Annotated in this window: 16 protein-coding genes and 1 tRNA gene; 12 read left to right on the top strand and 5 right to left on the bottom strand. The window is 69.7% G+C overall.

The window, feature by feature from the left end:
- Positions 1–49: 49 nt before the first annotated feature.
- The 3 genes from ASG74_RS09220 to ASG74_RS09210 are packed head-to-tail and all read right to left on the bottom strand — an operon-like array spanning position 50 to position 2735.
- Positions 50–553 (bottom strand): hypothetical protein, encoded by a 504-nt coding sequence (locus ASG74_RS09220; RefSeq protein ID WP_056141812.1) that lies wholly within the window; start codon positions 551–553, stop codon positions 50–52.
- A complete protein-coding gene (locus ASG74_RS09215; protein ID WP_056141809.1) occupies positions 550–1182 on the bottom strand; it encodes an RNA polymerase sigma factor in 633 nt (210 codons plus the stop codon). Before ASG74_RS09215 ends, ASG74_RS09220 begins: the two co-directional genes overlap by 4 nt.
- Positions 1179–2735, bottom strand: a complete 1557-nt coding sequence (locus ASG74_RS09210; protein ID WP_056141807.1) for a S8/S53 family peptidase — start codon at positions 2733–2735, stop codon at positions 1179–1181. The genes ASG74_RS09215 and ASG74_RS09210 overlap by 4 nt, the downstream gene beginning before the upstream one ends.
- A 234-nt stretch (positions 2736–2969) precedes the next feature.
- On the opposite strand from ASG74_RS09210, the gene ASG74_RS09205 reads away from it, so the two are divergent.
- Genes ASG74_RS09205 through ASG74_RS09190 form a run of 4 tightly spaced genes read left to right on the top strand, consistent with a single transcriptional unit; the run spans position 2970 to position 7518 of the window.
- Complete coding sequence (locus tag ASG74_RS09205; RefSeq protein WP_056141804.1) at positions 2970–4457, top strand: hypothetical protein; 1488 nt, start codon at positions 2970–2972, stop codon at positions 4455–4457.
- Positions 4458–4460: 3 nt separating this feature from the next.
- Positions 4461–5384: a phosphotransferase family protein gene (locus tag ASG74_RS09200; protein ID WP_056141801.1), complete on the top strand. Its 924-nt coding sequence runs from the start codon at positions 4461–4463 to the stop codon at positions 5382–5384.
- Positions 5381–6283, top strand: a complete 903-nt coding sequence (locus tag ASG74_RS09195; RefSeq protein WP_056141798.1) for a T3SS effector HopA1 family protein — start codon at positions 5381–5383, stop codon at positions 6281–6283. Before ASG74_RS09200 ends, ASG74_RS09195 begins: the two co-directional genes overlap by 4 nt.
- Positions 6280–7518 (top strand): lanthionine synthetase LanC family protein, encoded by a 1239-nt coding sequence (locus ASG74_RS09190; protein ID WP_082569619.1) that lies wholly within the window; start codon positions 6280–6282, stop codon positions 7516–7518. Before ASG74_RS09195 ends, ASG74_RS09190 begins: the two co-directional genes overlap by 4 nt.
- Positions 7519–7612: 94 nt before the next feature.
- Here the strand turns inward: ASG74_RS09190 and ASG74_RS09185 are convergent, their stop codons facing one another.
- Positions 7613–7963, bottom strand: a complete 351-nt coding sequence (locus ASG74_RS09185) for a hypothetical protein (protein ID WP_056141792.1) — start codon at positions 7961–7963, stop codon at positions 7613–7615.
- A 118-nt stretch (positions 7964–8081) separates the two neighbouring features.
- On the opposite strand from ASG74_RS09185, the gene ASG74_RS09180 reads away from it, so the two are divergent.
- Together ASG74_RS09180 and ASG74_RS17870 are read left to right on the top strand one after the other, a co-directional pair.
- A tRNA-Ser gene (locus ASG74_RS09180) sits at positions 8082–8166 on the top strand.
- A 124-nt stretch (positions 8167–8290) separates the two neighbouring features.
- Positions 8291–10822, top strand: coding sequence for a glycoside hydrolase family 32 protein (locus tag ASG74_RS17870; RefSeq protein WP_082569618.1), 2532 nt, complete (start codon positions 8291–8293; stop codon positions 10820–10822).
- Between the two features lie 92 nt (positions 10823–10914).
- On the opposite strand, the gene ASG74_RS09170 is transcribed toward ASG74_RS17870, so the two are convergent.
- Positions 10915–11937 (bottom strand): LacI family DNA-binding transcriptional regulator, encoded by a 1023-nt coding sequence (locus tag ASG74_RS09170; protein ID WP_056141790.1) that lies wholly within the window; start codon positions 11935–11937, stop codon positions 10915–10917.
- 137 nt (positions 11938–12074) lie between these two features.
- Between ASG74_RS09170 and ASG74_RS09165 the strand changes: the two genes are divergently transcribed.
- The 6 genes from ASG74_RS09165 to ASG74_RS09140 all read left to right on the top strand — a co-directional run bounded on the left by ASG74_RS09165 (position 12075) and on the right by ASG74_RS09140 (position 17680).
- The gene (locus tag ASG74_RS09165; protein WP_056141787.1) at positions 12075–13172 is read left to right on the top strand and encodes a substrate-binding domain-containing protein; all 1098 of its coding nucleotides are present in this window, start codon (positions 12075–12077) and stop codon (positions 13170–13172) included.
- A gap of 2 nt (positions 13173–13174) precedes the next feature.
- Positions 13175–14200: an ABC transporter permease gene (locus ASG74_RS09160; RefSeq protein WP_056141784.1), complete on the top strand. Its 1026-nt coding sequence runs from the start codon at positions 13175–13177 to the stop codon at positions 14198–14200.
- Positions 14197–15036, top strand: coding sequence for an ATP-binding cassette domain-containing protein (locus ASG74_RS09155; protein ID WP_082569617.1), 840 nt, complete (start codon positions 14197–14199; stop codon positions 15034–15036). Before ASG74_RS09160 ends, ASG74_RS09155 begins: the two co-directional genes overlap by 4 nt.
- On the top strand, positions 15033–15422 hold the full coding sequence (locus ASG74_RS09150) for a universal stress protein (protein WP_056141781.1): 390 nt from the start codon (positions 15033–15035) through the stop codon (positions 15420–15422). The genes ASG74_RS09155 and ASG74_RS09150 overlap by 4 nt, the downstream gene beginning before the upstream one ends.
- Positions 15423–15734: 312 nt before the next feature.
- Positions 15735–15938: a cold-shock protein gene (locus ASG74_RS09145; RefSeq protein WP_009776543.1), complete on the top strand. Its 204-nt coding sequence runs from the start codon at positions 15735–15737 to the stop codon at positions 15936–15938.
- A 206-nt stretch (positions 15939–16144) separates the two neighbouring features.
- Complete coding sequence (locus ASG74_RS09140; protein WP_235498874.1) at positions 16145–17680, top strand: LCP family protein; 1536 nt, start codon at positions 16145–16147, stop codon at positions 17678–17680.

The following is a 17680-nucleotide window of genomic DNA, read 5'->3' as shown; positions in this document are numbered from 1 at the left end:
TCGCGCGTGCAGCTCGCGGGCTGTGTCCAGTGGCGTCGAGGGCGTCCTCTCAGATCTCGATCCCCGGCGTGATCACCGGGCGGGTGCCCGGCTCGTCGTTGCGCCGGATGACGAGGTGCACGGTGCCGCGCGCGACCCGGTCGAAGACGAACCGGCCGTCCTCGTCGGCCGTCACCTCCTGGCTGCGGGAGTGCTCGCGCAGCTCCACGTCGGCTCCCGGTGAGGTCACCCACCCACGGATCAGGGTGGAGCCGCCCTTCACAGGCTCGAGGCTCACCATGATGCTCAACCCTTCGCTCTCGAAGGTGACAGTCGACACGCGGTCGTACTCGGTCGTGCGGGTGGCACCCACGGACGCGCTGTCGCTCATGAGATGGGCGATCTCGGCCTCGAGGCTGGCCACCGACATCGCGAACTTCACGCGCTCGGTGAGGTCGACCGGTACGGGGTCCACGCGCTCGAGGTGGGTGCGGATCAACCTGAGAGTTCGCTCGTCGGTGGAGTCCAGGGGCTGCGCAGCGAGCGCCTCCTCGGAGCTCTGCGGGGAGCTCATGCCGTCACCTCCCAGGTCGGGTCGGCCAAGAGCGCGGCGCGGAGCTTGGCCAGGCACCGGCCACGGGTGGGTCCGATGCTGCCGACGGGGATGCCGAGTGCGGCACTCACCACGCCGTAGTCGGGGCGTTCGACGAACGCGACGAGACGCAGCAGCTGCTGGCACCGTTCGGGCAGGCTCTCGACGTGACGCCACACGGTGGTGGCGGACTCGGCATCCTCGGTGGCGGTCGCCGGGTCGGCCGGGCGGGAGGGACCGGTGGGGTCGATCGAGGAAGGCTCATCCCAGGGCTCCTTCGGGACGGTGCGCCGGCCGCGCCTGACCGCGCTCCAGGCCTCTCGCTTGGTGGTCATGAGCAGCCACTGGAGCACGGCCTGCGGGTCGTTGATGTCGTTGGTGTGCTCGACGAGGCGAAGCCAGGTGGTCTGCACGACGTCCTGCGCCGTGGTGGGGTCGGCGCCCTGCGACCGGGCGGTGTGCCACAGCAGCGGCGTGACGTCGTCGACCAGCTGCCCCATGGCGCTGGAGTCGCCGGCACGGTGGAGCGAGAAGGCCCTGGCGGCGGACAGCGCAAGGCCGGGCGCGGTGTGCTCCGTCTGGCCGGTGCGTTCGACCCGGTCGGCGTTCACTTCTCCTCCCTGAGGGACGTGGCGGTGGCCGCGAGCGTTGCTGTCACGATCTCACGGGCCTGTTCGCTGCGCTTGTCGACGTCGCCGGGTCGCTCCCGGCCGAGACCTCGAGCGATGTCGCCGGCGAGGGCGGGTGCAGCGAAGGATGTGCCGCTCCACAGCCCGAAGCCTCCGGTGTAGTCGTCGGAGTCGGCTGCGCCGCGCGTGGGCACTGCGGGAAGGGCTCCGGGGTTCGCCTGGTGGAGCAGCTCGCTGCGGCGAGAGGCGTTGAAGGTCGTCGGCATGGTGCTCACGATGGAGGTCGCGGCCGCATAGGTCTGCACCCAGGGGCCGGTGTTCGAGTAGACCGACACCGTGCGGCGGTCGGGGTTGAGTGCCCCGACGCTCACCATGGGAGCACCCGTCGTGACATGGGAGGCGTAGGCCGCCGGGAAGAACTCGACGTCGCTGGCGTCGTTGCCCACGGCCGCCACGATCGTCACGCCCAGCTCGGCCAGCCCGCGCAGGACGCGGAACAGCGCCTCCTCGTCGTCGAAGGCGCCCGGGGTCTCATGGCGGTAGCCCAGCGACAGGGTGATGACGTCGATGGACTGGGCCGGGTCGCCCCCCGAGCGCATCGCGAGCGACTGCCGCACGTAGAGCCCGGCGAGCGCCTGCACCACGTCGCGCTCGTCGGCGGTGCCATCACCCCACATCACGGGGACCGAGAGGATCCGTGCGTCGGGGCAGTGCTGGCGGACGACACCGGCGATGAAGGTCCCGTGGCCCGCCAGTGGGTCGAGCTGGCCGTTGACGAGGTCGATCGTCACACCGTCGACCTCGCGGGGCATGCCTGCGGGCTCCGGGAGTCGCTCGGCGCTGTCGCCCTCGAGGAACCAGTCGTGCTGACCCAGGCCGGTGTCGAGCGTGGCGACCACGGGGCCGCCCTCCTCGCGAACCGGCGGTGGTGCCGACCAGACGACGGGGAAGCGGTCGCTCGGGCCCCAGCCGATGCCCTGCCCCCAGCCGATGCCTTGGCCCCAGCCGATGCCTTGGCCCCAGCCGATGCCCTGGCCCCAGCCGATGCCCTGCCCCCAGCCGCTGGCGGTCATGACGTGGGCGAGCCCCACACCGGCGACGGCCCGTCCATCGAGGGCGCGAGCGGTCTGCAGCACCTCCCAGGCGTCTGCCGGTGCCACGGGGAACCGCTCCCCGCGCTCGCCCGACGGCACGAGCCGGACCGCCGTGTGCCCGACCTTGTCCAGACTGTCCAGCAGCTCGTTCTCCGTGGCGAGACCGACGAGAGACTCGTCGGGTTCCGGCACCACGGCATACCCGAGATCGCGTGCAGCACGCTCGAGCGTGTCGACGGTGCGGTCTGCGGACCGCCCCGGGATTCCGGGGACGAGAAGGACGTCACCCACGTATGCCGTGGGCTCGAGCTCCTGCCCGCCGCTGCGGACCGCGGTGCTCGGGTCGAGGAGCCGGGCGCGAAGTCGACGCACGGCAGTGGCCGGGAGAACTGTCGCAGGAAGCTGTCGGGTGGGCCGCTCGGGCCGCTCGTTGTGGTTCATCTGGGCCTTCCGTGAGCTCTGGACCGAACCCCGGCGGCTGGTGCCGTTGGTTCAGCGTAGGGACTAGGCGTTCACAGGGGAAGGAGGCGGGCACAGCCGGCCAGATACATGGCAGGCGCGAGTTGTCCGAGAAACTTCTTCGTTGCCGGATGTATCTGGCGCGGGCCGGCCGACTCCTTGTCCACTGTCGGGGCCGCGCAGGGGCGGTCCCGACCCCAACCCCAGGAGCACGCCATGGCAACACAGCACGAACAGGCCGCGCAGCGCGCCGCCATCAGGCCGGTGAAGGAATCCGTCGAGGACGAGCTGATCGCCAAGCCGGGAGTCGTCGCCGTCGACATCGCCGAGAAGGAGACCGACGGCAAGAAGACCGGCGAGCTGAGCATCGTCGTCTTCGTGGAGCAGAAGAAGCCGACCTCCAAGCTCGCCAAGGGCGCCGCCATCCCCACGGAGATCGACGGCATCAAGACCGACGTCCAGGAGCTCGTCATCGAGCTGCAGCCGGCCTACCGCCAGCTCGACGACGTGGAGCTGCTCGTCGACACGGCCGACTACCCCACGCTCGCCGGTGGAATCGGCATCGGGCCGCGACGCTCCGTATACCTGAGCCCGCCCGACGTCCCGTCGGCCGGCAACTACGTCTTCGTCGGCACCCTCGGAGCCATGGTGCGTGACCGCGCGAGTGGCGCGACGATGGCACTGACGAACTTCCACGTCGCCTGCGTCAACAACACCTGGAGCGTGGGCGACCGCCAGGTGCAGCCCTCGCTCGTCGACGGAGGCTCGCCCACCGGTGAGTTCGGCTCGCTCACCCGGGCCACGCTCTCCGACGGCGTGGACGGCGCAGTCATCACCGTCGACGCGTCCCAGCCGTGGTCGGCCTCGGTGACCGGCGTGGGCGACGTCGCCGGCAGCACCGCGGCCACGGTCGGCATGGCCGTGCAGAAGCGCGGCCGCACCACCGAGCACACCTTCGGGACGGTGGCCTCGACCGACTTCACCGTGAGCATCAACTACGGCAGCGACGTGGGCTCGCACACGCTGCACCACCAGATCCGCATCAACACCGACACGACGCGCAACCCGCGCTTCTCCGACCACGGTGACTCCGGGTCGGTCGTCCAGGACATGTCGCGCAACGTCGTCGGCCTGCTCTTCGCCGGTAGCAACGACGGGTCGATGACCTTCGCCAACCCGGTGCAGGCGGTGCTCGACGAGCTCGGGGTGGACCTGCTCCTCCCGGCGGTCGTGCCGGCCACGCGCCCACTTCTGACCTGTCTCAACACGAGGCTGGCCGTGTGCCTTCGCACGCGCTACGACGCGAGCTGCCCGACGGTGAAGACCCGTGTGGTGGCGCTGTGCCCGACCGTGACCCGGCCGCAGATCTGCGACGTCGTCACCCGGAGCGTCACCTGCGAGGTGACCCGGCCCGTCATCTGCGACCTCAAGGTCACCCGGTACTCCTGTCCCCTCCCGACCCGGGCTTGCGGTGGCGAGTTCGAGCGACCGCCGATCGAGGACTGGAGCCGGGGAGGCGGCGGTGGGTTCAGTGGAAGCGACGGCGGCTATGGCGGGTCTCCCGACGAGATCGGTGCGGTCGCCGACGACCTCTACTGGAGCGGCTACCTCGCTGCCCTCGAGGAGGTCGACGCCGTCGAGGCCGGCGATGCCGGTGGCACCCAGAGCTCGGGCTCGGCCTCCGGCGCGGCGGGCGGTGCCTGACCCGTGGCCTCATCCCCCAGCCTGCTCGGCGCGGCCGTCCGGCACGGGCTCGTCCCCGTGCAGGACGTCCGCGCCGGACGGGTGCGGGTGCGCGCGGTCTCGCGCAGCAACGCCGTGCACGTCATCGAGCACGACGGCTCCGCCAAGGGGTTCGTCAAGCAGGCCGGAGCCGCAGCCCGGCTCGACGGTGACGACACCGTCGCCACGGAGTCGGCGGTCCTGCGCTCCGTCGCACCCCTCGATCTCGCACCGACCCTGATCCTGCAGGGGGGACCAGGGTCGGTGTGGATGACTGCGCTGCCGGGCGAGGAGCTGTCGGTGGTGCGAGACCCGGCGGCCCTGCGGCCCGCCGCCGTCGACCTCGGTCGGGCCCTCGCCCGACTGCACCGGCACGTGACGTCGGGCGATGTCCCAGAGGCCCCGCGTCCCTGGCCGCTGTGGGAGCACCTGCCGCCCTCGATGGCCGGAGGCACGACGATGGCTGGCACCCGGCCAATCCTCGAGGCCCTCACGGACCCCGTGGTCCGGCGGGCCCTGGACCTCACCGCGCATCACTGGCGACCGAGCCACCTCATCCACGGGGACATCTCACCGGGCAACGTCATCGTGCGCACCACCGCGGCGAGCGAGGTGAGGGTGGGCCTCGTCGACTTCGAGCTCGGCGGACGGGGTTGTCCCGAACACGACCTGGTCTCTGCCGCCTCCATGCTCGACGACCTCTCCATGCCCGGGAACGACCTCGCTGCCCTCTGCCTGCAGGCCTACTGGGCCGCCTGCGGTCCCGCGATGGTCACGCCCGGGTGGCGTTGTGTCCGTGCACTCCTCACCGCGTGGCAGGTCGCCCTGACGCTGGGGGAGGACGGCGCGGACGACGTCTCGCGGCTCCTCACCGGCGCGCTCGACGCGGCGGAGAAAGTCGTGCCATGAACGGCTGGCGCGCGGACCACGCGGCGCAGGTGCTCTCGGCACGCGACCTGCTCGTGGGCACGTCGGGCGCCTTCGCGGCAGCAGACCTGCTCTACAGCCAGTGGTATGCCGGCTGCTCACCTTCGCCGACGGCGTCACGTCTCTGGGACCCGCCGGTTGCGACCTCTGCGCGTGCCGCCCACGTGGGTGGCTCCGAGTGGGCCGACGGAGAGTCCGAGGTGGTGGGCACGGGCGTGGCCGGTGTCATCGTCGTCGCGACTCCTCGGGGGCGCCGGGCGCTGTGCCGTGGCGAGTACGTCACGGCGAGCGGTCGGCCGGGCTTCCCGCCGCGGGTGGGGGACCGGGTGCGTGCCTCGCGCAGGCTCGGAGCGGTCGTCCAGGACGGGTGGTGGCGCACCTGGGGTCCACTTTGGGACCTGCAGGCGCAACCCGGGCCGATCCTGCGCGTCTACCTCCACCCGGCGCCCGGGCTCGTGGCGCCGGTCGTCCATGCCGTGACGACCGCGCTGGTGCAGGCCGACTCGTGGATGCTCAAGCTGGCTCCCACGGTCGACGGCCTGACCCGGCGCGACGCGGTCGTGGCCTACCTCGCCGGAGCGGGCCGGGAGGACGACCGTGATGCCGTGGCGCGCGCAGTGGCCGGCCTGACCTCAGGCACGCCTCCACCGCTCACGGAGCCCTTGGGTGAGGGCATCGGCTGGGCCGAGGATCCCGGGACGGGGGCAAGCTTCGGTGAGGTGCGCTGTGCGGCGATCGTGGCGGCATACGAGAGATGGGGCAGGGATGGGCTGTCGGACCCCACGTGGTTGCACCGCGTCGCGGACGAGTTCCGCTCTCGCGGGATCGACCCGGCAGCACCGCACCGTTCTCTCGCCGTGGCTGACCGGGTGTCACGATGAGCGCCGTGATGCCGGACGCTGAGGTCGATGACGAACGCGATGCCGTGGTCGACGCTGCCCATCGCTGCCTCGACCTGCTCGTGAGGACCGCCGTCATCGACGAGACCGGGCCGACGTGGCCGTCGTGGCAGCTCGGTGCGGATGGTCGGCCGGTCGGGGTCGTGGCCGGTCGACGCTCGCTCTACGACGGCGATGCCGGCGTGGTGTGGGCCCTGACCCATCTTGGCGCCGCCTTGAACCGGCCGGACGCGGTCGAGCTGGCTGCCTCGGGAAGCGACTCGCTCCTGCGAGCACGACCGTCGGGCGAGGGGACGCCGGAAGGGATGCTCGTGGGGGAGGCGGGGGTCGACCTGCTGGTGCGGGTCGGTGGGTCGGTGGCACAGAGGTGGGCCGACGGCAGCGACCTCACCGACGGGCTGGGTGGCATCCTGCTCAGCCTGGCCCGCGTGCGTCGTGACGAGGAACACGCTGCGGCGATCGTGGCCGAGCTGAGGCACCGGTCCCGGGTCGAGGCGTGGGGGCGCAGCTGGCCCGACCCCCGGCTCGGGGGCGACCCCGGGCGACCGCTGTGCGGTCTGGCCCACGGTGCCTCCGGTGTGGTCTGGGCCTTGGCGGAGGCCGCGGCGATCTGGCCGCGACTGGCTGCCGCGGCGCTCGACCTCGCCGGTGAGGCCTTGGCCTGGGAGGCCTCGTGGTCGGACCCGGCCCGCGGCGGCTGGCCCGACCTGCGCGAGGGGGACGTGACGTGGCCCGACCTCTGGTGCCATGGCGCTGCCGGTGCGGGTGCCGTGCGGCTGCGTCTGCTGGAGCTCGCCGCCGGCGGCCTCGAGGTCCCGTGGTCGCTGGACACCACGCGGGCCGAGGCGGAGATGGCCGTCCAGCGGTGTGGGCAGGCGATGAGCCGGGCGGGTGGGCTCGCGGCAGAGCGGGGGGTGGACGCCGTGCCCGGGGGATGGACCCTGTGCCACGGCGCCGGGGGGACCAGCGGGACCGTGGCGCTCGCGGCTGACGTCTTCGGGGTGCCGGAGCATCGCGAGCGGGCGCTCTCAGCCGCGGCGAGCTTTGTGCGCTCAGCCCCTGTCGACCCCGAGGACTGGCCCTGCGGGCTTCAGGGAGCCGACGGGGACGTGTCGTTGCTCAACGGGGTGGCGGGGACGGCCATGGTGCTCGCCGACCTGGCGCTGCCGGGATCGGTGCCCTCCCTCGTCCTGCTGGGTCTGGGCGGCACCAGGTGACACCACGCGCACAGCGTTTGCGGATCCGGTCGCTGGAGCAGCCGGATCCGCAGGCGCTGTGAAAGGAGCGGACGACGGACGGAGGGGCCCGTGGTCAGTTCTTGGTGGCCGTCGCCCAGGGGTCATCGCCGCGAGAGGAGTCCGAGGCGACCCACGCGTCAGTGCGTGTCGTGCGGTCGCTGCCATCGGCGATCCGGGACGGGATGGTGCGCGAGGCGCGCAACTTCTCGCCCGTGGCCTTGGCGGCGTCGGCCACGAAGTCGGCCACGACGGGCGCGGCCTTGGTGCGGGCGTTCTCCTTGACCGCAGCAACCTGGTTCTGGACGGGCTGGCTCTGCCAGACCTTCCCGGACACCTTCTTGATCTGGGCGTAGCGCTGCCTGCCGGCACGCGCGCCGAGGACGTAGCCGGCGGCGAGGCCGGCGAGAAAACTCAATCTGGGCACGAGGGGCTCCCTTCCGTCTGGTCTGCGACCTTACCCGGCACGACGCGGAAGTCCGGGTTCCGCATCCAGGGCGCTCCCGGCATACCCTGTCTGTCGTCCATCGGTATGCCGGTGCGCTGGCGGGTTCGCATAGTGGCCTAGTGCAGTCGCCTTGAAAGCGACCAGAGTGAGAGCTCTCGTGGGTTCAAATCCCACACCCGCCGCCCAGTTCTTCCTCGACCGCGTCCTAAGGCCCCGGGTCTCAGGATGCGAAACCCGTTCTTGACGTACCCGTCGGTCACCCGTCTCATGGTTGATGACAACGTTGTCATATTCGGAGGGGCCTTCATGCCATTCACTCACCATCGCCGCGCTCACCGCCACGGCGTCGTCCTGCTCGTCGTCGCCCTGCTTGCCGCCGTCGGCGTCGGGACGGCGGCCGCGGACACCTCGCAGCACCGTCCGGCCTACCACTTCAGCCCTGCCAAGAACTGGATGAACGACCCCAACGGTCTCGTCTTCCACAAGGGCGTCTACCACCTCTTCTTCCAGTACAACCCGCTCGGTGACCGCTGGGGCAACATGTCCTGGGGGCACGCGACGAGCAAGAACCTCGTCCACTGGCAGCAGCAGCCGGTGGCCATCCCGTTCGACGCGAACGAGGGGGTCTTCTCCGGCTCGGTGGTCGTCGACACGACGAACAGCTCGGGCTTCGGCACGACGCAGAACCCGCCGCTCGTGGCGATGTACACCAGCGCCTACACCGCCGCCAGCGGTCGCGACGGAATCCAGGCCCAGTCGCTCGCCTACTCGACCGACGACGGCCAGACCTGGACCAAGTACTCGGGAAACCCCGTCATCGACATCGGCTCGCGTGAGTTCCGTGACCCCAAGGTGTTCTGGTACTCGCCGGCCAAGGAGTGGCGCCTCGTCACGGTCATTGCCAACGAACACAAGGTCCTCATCTGGCGCTCGACCGACCTCAAGCAGTGGACGCGCCTGTCCGAGTTCGGACCCCGCAACGCCACCGGCGGGGTCTGGGAGTGCCCGGACCTCTTCCCACTCGCTGTCGACGGTGACCCGACGAACATCAAGTGGGTCATGCTCGTGAGCCTCAACCCCGGCGGTATCGCCGGTGGGTCGGGCACCCAGTACTTCGTCGGTGACTTCGACGGGACGACCTTCACGGCTGACGGACCGGCGTCCTACGAGCCACCCGCCGGCACGCTTCTCCAAGGGTTCGAGGACGGGTATAGCGGGTGGACCCCGACGGGGACCGCCTTCGGTTCCGAGCCCGCGACCGGGACGCTTCCCGGGCAGCAGACGGTGACCGGCTACGTCGGCAAGCACCTTGTCAACAGCTTCATCGATTTCGACGCCGCCCAGGGCGAGCTGACCTCACCGAGCTTCACCGTCAACCAGCGGCACCTCAACTTCCTCGTCGCCGGCGGTCGCCATCCCGCGGTTCCCGGTGCCACACAGGGCGATCCGGGCGGCCAGCTCTTCGAGGACTTCGAGTCGCTCGACTCGGCGACCCACCTGCCGGCGGGGTGGACCGCCACCGGCGACTTCTCGGGCTACGGCGCGACGAGCTCGGGCCTGCCCTACCACCAGGGCGACAAGGTGCTGGACACTTGCGTCGTCCCGGACAAGTGCGACACCGCCACGGGTACCTTCGTCTCGCCGGAGTTCACCGTGACCCGCGACTACGTCAACCTGCTCACGGCGGGGGGCGCTCATCCTCTGGGAACGAGTGGCCCGACGGTGGTCGAGCTCGTCTCCGGTGGGCAGGTTGTCGGATCCGTGACCGGCAACAGTTCCGGCGACATGGACTGGCGCCACATCGACGCCCGCTCGGTGGTCGGCGCACAGGCGCACCTCGTCATCCGTGACGAGAACAGCAGCGGCGACTGGGGGCACCTCATGGTCGACGACATCCGGTTCTCCGACACCGCCGCCGGACCGCGTGACACCCAGACGACGGTCAACCTGGTCGTCGACGGGGAGGTCGTGCGCTCGAGCACCGGCACCGACAGCGAGGCGCTCGACTGGGCCTCGTGGGACCTCGGCGACCTGCAGGGCCGCGAGGCGAAGATCCGGATCATCGACCACAGCTCAGGCGGCTGGGGGCACATCCTTGCCGACCAGTTCATGCTCGCCTCGACGCCAGCCAAGAATGGTACGGACCGGGCCAGCTGGGTCGACTTCGGGCGTGACAACTATGCCGGGGTGACCTTCAACGGCCTGCCGGACGACCAGCGCACCACCATCGGCTGGATGAACAACTGGCAGTACGCGCAGGACGTGCCGACCAACCCGTGGCGCGGCCAGATGACCATGCCGCGAACCCTGTCTCTGGTGTCGTCCTCGGAGGGGCCGCAGCTCCGCCAGACCCCCGTCACGGGCGTCGACAAGGTCGCGGTCAACCGCGACAAGCAGCAGGCCAAGGTGCGGCCGGTTCCATCGGGTGAGAAGGCCACCGGGCTCGATGCGTCGGTGGCCAGGGTGGACGTCCGTGTCGCTCTCGGTTCGGCGAGCGAGGCAGGTGTCGTGCTGCGGCGCACTGCCGACGGCGCGGTTGGCACCAAGGTGGGCGTCCGTGGCGACGGCACGCTGGTCGTGGACCGCACCAAGAGTGGTGACGTCGGGTTCAACGCCCTCTTCGCCAGCGTCGAGGAGGCGCCGGTGACCGTCCGCGACGGAGAAGTGACCTTCACGGCATACCTGGACCGCAGTTCCGTGGAAGTCCTCGCAGAGGGTGGCCAGCGCTCGGTCACCGACCTCATCTACCCGCCGGCGTCTGCGACAGGTGTCGCAACGTACGCGGTGGGCGGGACGGCAAAGGCGATCGACATCAAGGTCACGCCGATCCGACCCTGACCCAGGCGGAGCCACGCCATGGTCGGCTCCCGGCCGTGCCCCGCTGGGACGACTCGCATCAGCGAGGGTCCCGGCGGGGCGCGACATCGAGGTCAGGGTGGGGGAATCTCGCCCGAGCCGCGGACCACGAGCGTGGGGTCCACGACGATGCGCTGAGGCGGTGAGCTGTCTCCGTCGATGCGGCCGAGGACAAGGTGGGCCGTGATGCGACCGAGACGGGCCACGTCCTGGCGCACCACCGTGAGGGCCGGTGTCATGAGGTCGGCGAGGGGGAAGTCGTCGAACCCCACGAGGGCCACCGAGTCGCTGAGCCCACGGGCTCTCAGGGCCCGGATGGTGCCCTGCGCGAGGTCGTTGCGTCCCGCGAAGATCGCCGTGGGGGGCTCGGCGAGGTCGAGCAGCCGGAGCACGGTGGCCTCGGCTGCCGCGGGCCCCCGCAGTCCCTGCGCAGAGAGCAGCGGGTCGGGCTGCAGACCGTGTGCGCGGAACGCCGCGACGTAACCGTCGCTGCGGTTGCGCGCGGTGTAGATCTCGGTGAGGTCCGTCAGGCAGGCGATGCGCCGATGTCCCTGTGCAAGAAGGTGTTCCACTCCCATCCGGGCGCCCTCGAAGTTGTCGATCGTCACCGAGTCGGCGTCGACCCCGACCGGGTCGCGGTCGACGAAGACCACGGGAAGACCCGCGCGGACCTCTGACGAGAGGTAGTCCTGGCGGTCGGTCGAGGGCATGAGGACGAGTCCGTCGACGCGCCGGGTGACGAGGTCGTGCACCAGTGAGCGCTCGCGCTCGGGCTCCTCGTCCAGGCTCGCCGACAGGATCGCCGTACCCCGGTCACGGGCCGCGTCCTCGAGGGAGCGCAGCAGGGCTGCGGAGAAGCTGTTGCTCACGTCCTGGAGCAGGGCCCCGATGAGGCCGCTGCGCCCGCCCGCGCGGCGGAGGTTGCTGGCCGCGAGGTTGTGCCGGTAGTCGAGCCGGAGCACCGCATCCTGGACGCGTTCACGCACCGCGTCGGCGACCCCCGCCTCGGCGTTGACGACTCGTGACACGGTCTTGATGCTCACCCCGGCGACAGCGGCCACGTCGCGCATCGTGGCGCGCCCGCCCTGCTCACCCATGGGAAGCACGCGCGGCACACCGCACTGACAACGATGTCACAACCATGTCTCAGGTTGTACGCCATCCCTTGACCGGAAAGCAACCCCGGGCATATACATGTCGTGACAACGTTGTCATCGGACAAGGAGAGAATGACATGCACTTTTCCCCCCGTGCATCCCGCGCACTCGTGTGCGCGGTGGCGGCCTCGACGGCGCTCGGGCTAGGAGCCTGCAACCGGTCGAGCGGCGCCGATTCCGGATCAGGAAGCGGCGGTGAGGCCCCCGTGGGCGTCTCGCTGATCACCAAGGACTCCACCAACCCGTTCTTCGTCGCCATGCAGAAGGGAGCCAAGGCCGACGCGAGCAAGAACAACGTCAAGCTCACGGTGGCCTCGGGCAAGCAGGAGGGCGACGACCAGGGCCAGATCACCGCCATCGAGGACGCGATCGCCCGCGGCGACAAGGGCATCCTCATCACGCCGATGAGCACCGGCGTCAACGCGGCGATCAAGAAGGCGCGTGACGCCGGTCTGTACGTCATCGCGCTCGACACCCCGCCCGACCCCCCGGACACCGTCGACATCACCTTCGCCACCGACAACCGCGAGGCCGGCAAGCTCGACGGCCAGTGGGCCGCCGGAACGATGGCAGGCAAGCCCGCCACCATCGCCCTGATCGACCTCTTCGACGACAAGATCGTCTCGGTCGACTACAACCGCGACCAGGGCTTCCTCGAGGGCATGGGCATCGACGTCGCCGACCCCAAGAAGAACGGCGACGAGGCAAAGACGGGCAAGTACACCGCCGGTGGTGGTGGCGAGTACACGATCGTCTGCAACGAGGCGGGCAACGGTGCCGAGGATGGCGGCCGGACCGCGATGGAGAAGTGCCTGGCCAAGAACCCGAGCATCAACCTCGTCTACACGATCAACGAGCCGACGGCAGTCGGTGCCAATGCTGCTCTCCAGGCCGCGGGCAAGACGGCCACCATTGTCTCGGTCGACGGTGGATGCGCTGGCGTTGCTGCAGTGAAGAGCGGCGTCATCGGGGCGACGGCACAGCAGTACCCGCTGAAGATGGCCACCGAGGGCATGGCAGCCATCGCCTCCATCGCCCGCGGCGGTGAGAAGCCCAAGCCCGACGCGGGCCTCGACTTCAAGAACACCGGTGTGGCATTGGTGACCGACAAGCCCGTCGACGGTGTCAAGAGCATCACTGCGGACGAGGGCGCCAAGATCTGCTGGGGCAAGTGAGCATGAGCACGGTCGAGGCCACCTCCGCCTCCGCCGAGTTCGCCCGGCGGAAGCAGTCGCCCCTGCAGCGACTGCAGCATCAGCTTCACGGCAAGCCGTGGCTGAGCCCACTGTTCCTGTTGCTGGTCGCGTTCCTCGCCTTCTTCATCGCGACGCCGACCTTCCTCACGCCGAGCTCGATGGGCATCCTGCTGCAACAGACCGCCATCGTCGCTGCCCTCGCCGTGGGGCAGACCCTCGTCATCCTCACCGCCGGCATCGACCTCTCGGTCGGGGCCATCATGGTGCTGTCGATGATGGTCATGGCCACGCTGGCGCGTGACGACGGGATGCCCGGAGTCCTCGCCCTGCTCATCGGCGTCGCGCTCGCCACCGGTGCCGGCCTGCTCAACGGGCTCCTTGTCACCCGGATCAACCTGCCGCCGTTCATCGTGACGCTCGGCACGCTGAGCATCTTCACGGCGATCGCGCTGCTCTACTCGGGTGGCTCGAGCATCCAGGCCGCACGGCTCCCTGACACCCTCAACTTCCTGGGTAAGGGCTTCGGCATCGGTCAGTTCAGGATCACGTGGGGCATCGTCGTCGTCATCCTGCTCTACGCCGTCATCGGGTTCGTGCTGTCCCAGACAGCGTGGGGACGTTATGTGTATGCCGTGGGTGACGACGCGGAGTCGGCTCGCCTCTCGGGTGTGCCGAGCATGCGAATCCTCCTCGGCGTCTACACCGTGGCGGGACTCATCTACGGCATCGCGGCCTGGATCCTCATCGGTCGGGCGGGTGCGGCGACGCCGAACGCCGCTCCCGACGCGAACCTCGCGAGCATCACCGCGGTGGTCATCGGGGGCACCAGCCTCTTCGGTGGACGCGGTCGGCTCATCGGCACCCTCATTGGTGCCCTCATCGTGCAGACCTTCGCGTTTGGTCTGTCCCAGCTCGGCGTCGACCAGCAGTGGCGCTACCTGGCCACCGGCGCCCTCGTCATCGTCGCCGTCGCGATCGACCAGTGGATTCGAAAGGTGAAGGCATGAACACCACGAGGGAGCTCGAGGTCGCCCACGGCGGTGTCCCCTCCGGCAAGGAGGACGTCTACTCCCAGGAGCCCGTTCTCTCGGCACGCGACATCGTCATCACCTTCGGTCGCGTTGTCGGCCTGGACGGGGTCGACCTCGACCTCTACCCCGGCGAGGTCCTCGCGGTCATCGGTGACAACGGTGCCGGCAAGTCGACGCTCATCAAATGCCTCACCGGGGCCTACGTCCCCGACTCTGGTGACATCAGGCTCAACGGCGAACCGGTCTCCTTCCGCAAGCCGCAGGACGCCCGCGACGCCGGGATCGAGACGGTCTACCAGCAGCTGGCGGTCATCCCGGCCCTCGACATCGCGAGCAACCTCTACCTCGGCCGCGAGGACCGTCGCAAGGGTCCACTGGGCTCCGTGCTCAGGATGCTCGACAAGAAGGGCATGGAGCAGCGGGCCGGTGAGTCGGTGCAGAACCTCGGCATCCAGACGATCCAGAACATGGGTCAGGCGGTCGAGACCCTCTCCGGTGGCCAGCGCCAGGCGGTGGCCGTGGCCCGGGCTGCGGCGTTCGGCAGCAAGGTCATCGTCCTCGACGAGCCCACTGCTGCCCTGGGTGTCAAGGAGTCCGGCATGGTCCTCGACATGGTGAAACAGCTGCGTGACAAGGGGCTTTCGGTCATTCTCATCTCGCACAACATGCCGCAGGTGTGGGACGTCGCCGACCGCATCCACATCCAGCGGCTCGGCGGTCGGGCCGGTGTCATCACCCCCGAGACGCACGACATGGGTGAAGGGGTCGCGATCATGACCGGTGCGACCAAGCTCAGCCAGGACGCGCCGTGACCATCGTCGTCGGCTACATCCCGAGTCCTCAGGGCTTGGCTGCGGTCGACGCGGCCATCACCGAGGCGGAGCGGCGGGGTTCCAAGCTCGTCGTCGTGAACTCCGGTGTCATGGGCGACTACTCGGGACCGAGCTTTGCGGATGCCAAGGACCTCGATGCACTCGACTCGCAGCTCACCGAGCGCGGGATCGAGCACGAGGTCAGGCAGATGACGCGCGGACTGGCACCGGCCGACGAGATCCTCTCGGTCGCGGCCGAGGTCGGTGCCGAGCTCATCGTCATCGGTGTCCGCAAGCGGTCGCCGGTGGGCAAGGTGGTCACGGGCAGCACCGCCCAGCAGGTCCTGCTCGACGCGACCTGCGCCGTCCTGGCGGTCAAGCCCTGACCCCGGAACCACCACGCACAGGCGCAGGTATGCCGGGGACCGCAGTCCCCGGCATACCTGCGTCTGTCGTTGGTGTCGGGTCCCGTGTCCGCCGGGACCTGAGCAGGGAATGCTGCTAAATTCTTGCGCGGTTGCACACGCAGCAGTTCCTCGCAGGTCGCAGTACGCGCCCGTCTCGCTTCCACGCCAAGGCGGGCGTTGATGTGTCTGAGCCGGGTTGTCCCGGACTTTCGACGGGGTCCGGCTGGGTGCAGCCGCTGGCGCCGCGATTCTGCTGCGTCGACGTGCTACACACAGGAAAGAGTTACCCCAATGGCACAGGGCACCGTGAAGTGGTTCAACGCTGAGAAGGGCTTTGGTTTCATTGCCCAGGACGGCGGTGGACCGGACGTCTTCGTCCACTACTCCGCCATCGACACCCAGGGCTACCGCAGCCTCGACGAGAACCAGCAGGTCGAGTTCGAGGTCACCCAGGGTCCGAAGGGTCCCCAGGCCGAGCAGGTTCGCCCGCTCTGACCGAGGACTTCCACAGCCTTTGAGCGAGGCCCCCTCCGCCACGGCGGAGGGGGCCTCGTCGCACGTCCGTGCCATGCCGCGTGGTGACGTCGGGCAGCGGGGGTCGTCCCAGATTTCTTTCAGGGTTGACCTCTAGACTCGTGCGGGCGCGGCATCGGACGGGGGTTCGTGCAGCGCCCTGTTACCCCCCGGTCGAAGAGGTCTCCGTGCAGCACGAACCAGGCGAGAGCGGTGTCGAGGACGACGCCGCTCAGCTCGACGATGCCGACGGGGAATCGGCCTCGCGTGTCGGGCAGCGTGCTGAGCACCGCGCCCACCAGCGCCGGTCACGTCGGCGTCGCGGTCTCATCGTGGCCGGGATCGTCGCGTCTCTGCTCGTGGTCACCATCGTGGCCGCCTACGTCCGCCTCAACGGCAACATCCACCGGCTGGACGTCTCCAAGATGGTCGGCACCGACCGCCCCACCCCGTCGGGTGACCTCGCGACCGGTCCGCTCAACATCCTGCTCGTGGGTTCGGACGTCCGCCAGGGTGCCGGCAACCAGGGCTACGGCGACGGCGCGTGGGAGCCGGGGCAGCACTCTGACACCAACATCCTCATGCACATCTCGGGGGACCGGAAGTCGGTGACGATGGTGTCGATCCCGCGCGACTCGATGGTTCCCGCGCCGGTGAAGTGTGACGCCAACGCCCCCAAGGACCAGTGGAAGATCCACCAGTGGAACCAGAACTTCACGACGGGCGGACCGGGCTGCCTCATCCGCACCCTCGAGGGCAACACCAACGTCTTCGTCAACCACTTCGCGGTCGTCGACTTCGGCGGCTTCAAGAACATGGTCAATGCGCTCGGTGGCGTGCCCGTGTGCACCACGAAGGCCATCGACGACCCGCAGGCCGACTTCACGCTGGCTCCCGGGCGGCACGAGCTCAATGGCGAACAGGCCCTGGGCTACGTCCGCACCCGCAAGAGCCTCGGTGACGGCTCCGACATCGGACGGATCAAGCGCCAGCAGGCGTTCATGGCTTCGGTGGTGCAGGAGGCCACGAAGTCCTCGCTGCTCCTGCGGCCGGACAAGCTGCTGAGGTTCCTCGATGCAGCGACCCGGTCCCTCACGACCGACCCGGAGTTCGGCGTGGGCGCGATGCGCGACGTCGCGGAGAGCGTCAAGGGCATCGGCATCGACAAGATCCAGTTCATCACCGTCCCCACCGAGCAGTACGCACCGGACCACAACCGCGTGCAGTGGACGCCTGCCGCCAAGGACCTGTGGGAGGCGATCCGCACCGACCGGGACCTGTCGACGCCCAAGCCCACGCCCAGCCCCACCGCCACCACCAAGCCGCTGACCGTGGCACCGGACAAGATCGAGGTCGAGCTCGTCAACGACTCGGGTGTCGTCGGCCTCGCGAAGCAGGCTCTCGAGGCGATGCGCGTTCAGGGGTTCGTCAAGGCGGTGTCGAGCAACGGCACCGAGGAGGCCAGTGGGGTGACCGTCCAGCACTCGGCAAGCCAGGCGGAGGCGGCACGGACCGTGGCCGCGGCCTTCCCCGGCGCCAAGCTCAAGGAGGTCGAGGGCCTGGGCTCTCGTGTGCGCGTCATCCTCGGCGCAGGCGCCCCCAACGTCGTCGAGGTGCCCAATCGTCTTGGCAGGGCTCCGCTCCCCAAGCCGACGATCACGTCGACGCCGACGGTCGCGGGCACCATCGAGGCCCGCAAGGCCGACGCCGACATCTGCTCCTGA

The sequence above is a fragment of the Knoellia sp. Soil729 genome (assembly GCF_001427985.1).
GTDB lineage: Bacteria > Actinomycetota > Actinomycetes > Actinomycetales > Dermatophilaceae > Knoellia.
Note: the sequence above shows the minus strand (reverse complement) of the source record. Positions and strands in the feature narration are given on the sequence as shown.

Bases quoted from the DNA above. Each gene is read 5' to 3' on its own strand.
- ASG74_RS09165 (WP_056141787.1), top strand. From the start codon at position 12,075: ATGCACTTTTCCCCCCGTGCATCCCGCGCACTCGTGTGCGCGGTGGCG.
- ASG74_RS09205 (WP_056141804.1), top strand. From the start codon at position 2,970: ATGGCAACACAGCACGAACAGGCCGCGCAGCGCGCCGCCATCAGGCCG.
- ASG74_RS09170 (WP_056141790.1), bottom strand. From the start codon at position 11,937: ATGGGTGAGCAGGGCGGGCGCGCCACGATGCGCGACGTGGCCGCTGTC.
- ASG74_RS17870 (WP_082569618.1), top strand. From the start codon at position 8,291: ATGCCATTCACTCACCATCGCCGCGCTCACCGCCACGGCGTCGTCCTG.
- ASG74_RS09160 (WP_056141784.1), top strand. From the start codon at position 13,175: ATGAGCACGGTCGAGGCCACCTCCGCCTCCGCCGAGTTCGCCCGGCGG.
- ASG74_RS09220 (WP_056141812.1), bottom strand. From the start codon at position 553: ATGAGCTCCCCGCAGAGCTCCGAGGAGGCGCTCGCTGCGCAGCCCCTG.
- ASG74_RS09190 (WP_082569619.1), top strand. From the start codon at position 6,280: ATGAGCGCCGTGATGCCGGACGCTGAGGTCGATGACGAACGCGATGCC.
- ASG74_RS09210 (WP_056141807.1), bottom strand. From the start codon at position 2,735: ATGAACCACAACGAGCGGCCCGAGCGGCCCACCCGACAGCTTCCTGCG.
- ASG74_RS09145 (WP_009776543.1), top strand. From the start codon at position 15,735: ATGGCACAGGGCACCGTGAAGTGGTTCAACGCTGAGAAGGGCTTTGGT.
- ASG74_RS09195 (WP_056141798.1), top strand. From the start codon at position 5,381: ATGAACGGCTGGCGCGCGGACCACGCGGCGCAGGTGCTCTCGGCACGC.
- ASG74_RS09155 (WP_082569617.1), top strand. From the start codon at position 14,197: ATGAACACCACGAGGGAGCTCGAGGTCGCCCACGGCGGTGTCCCCTCC.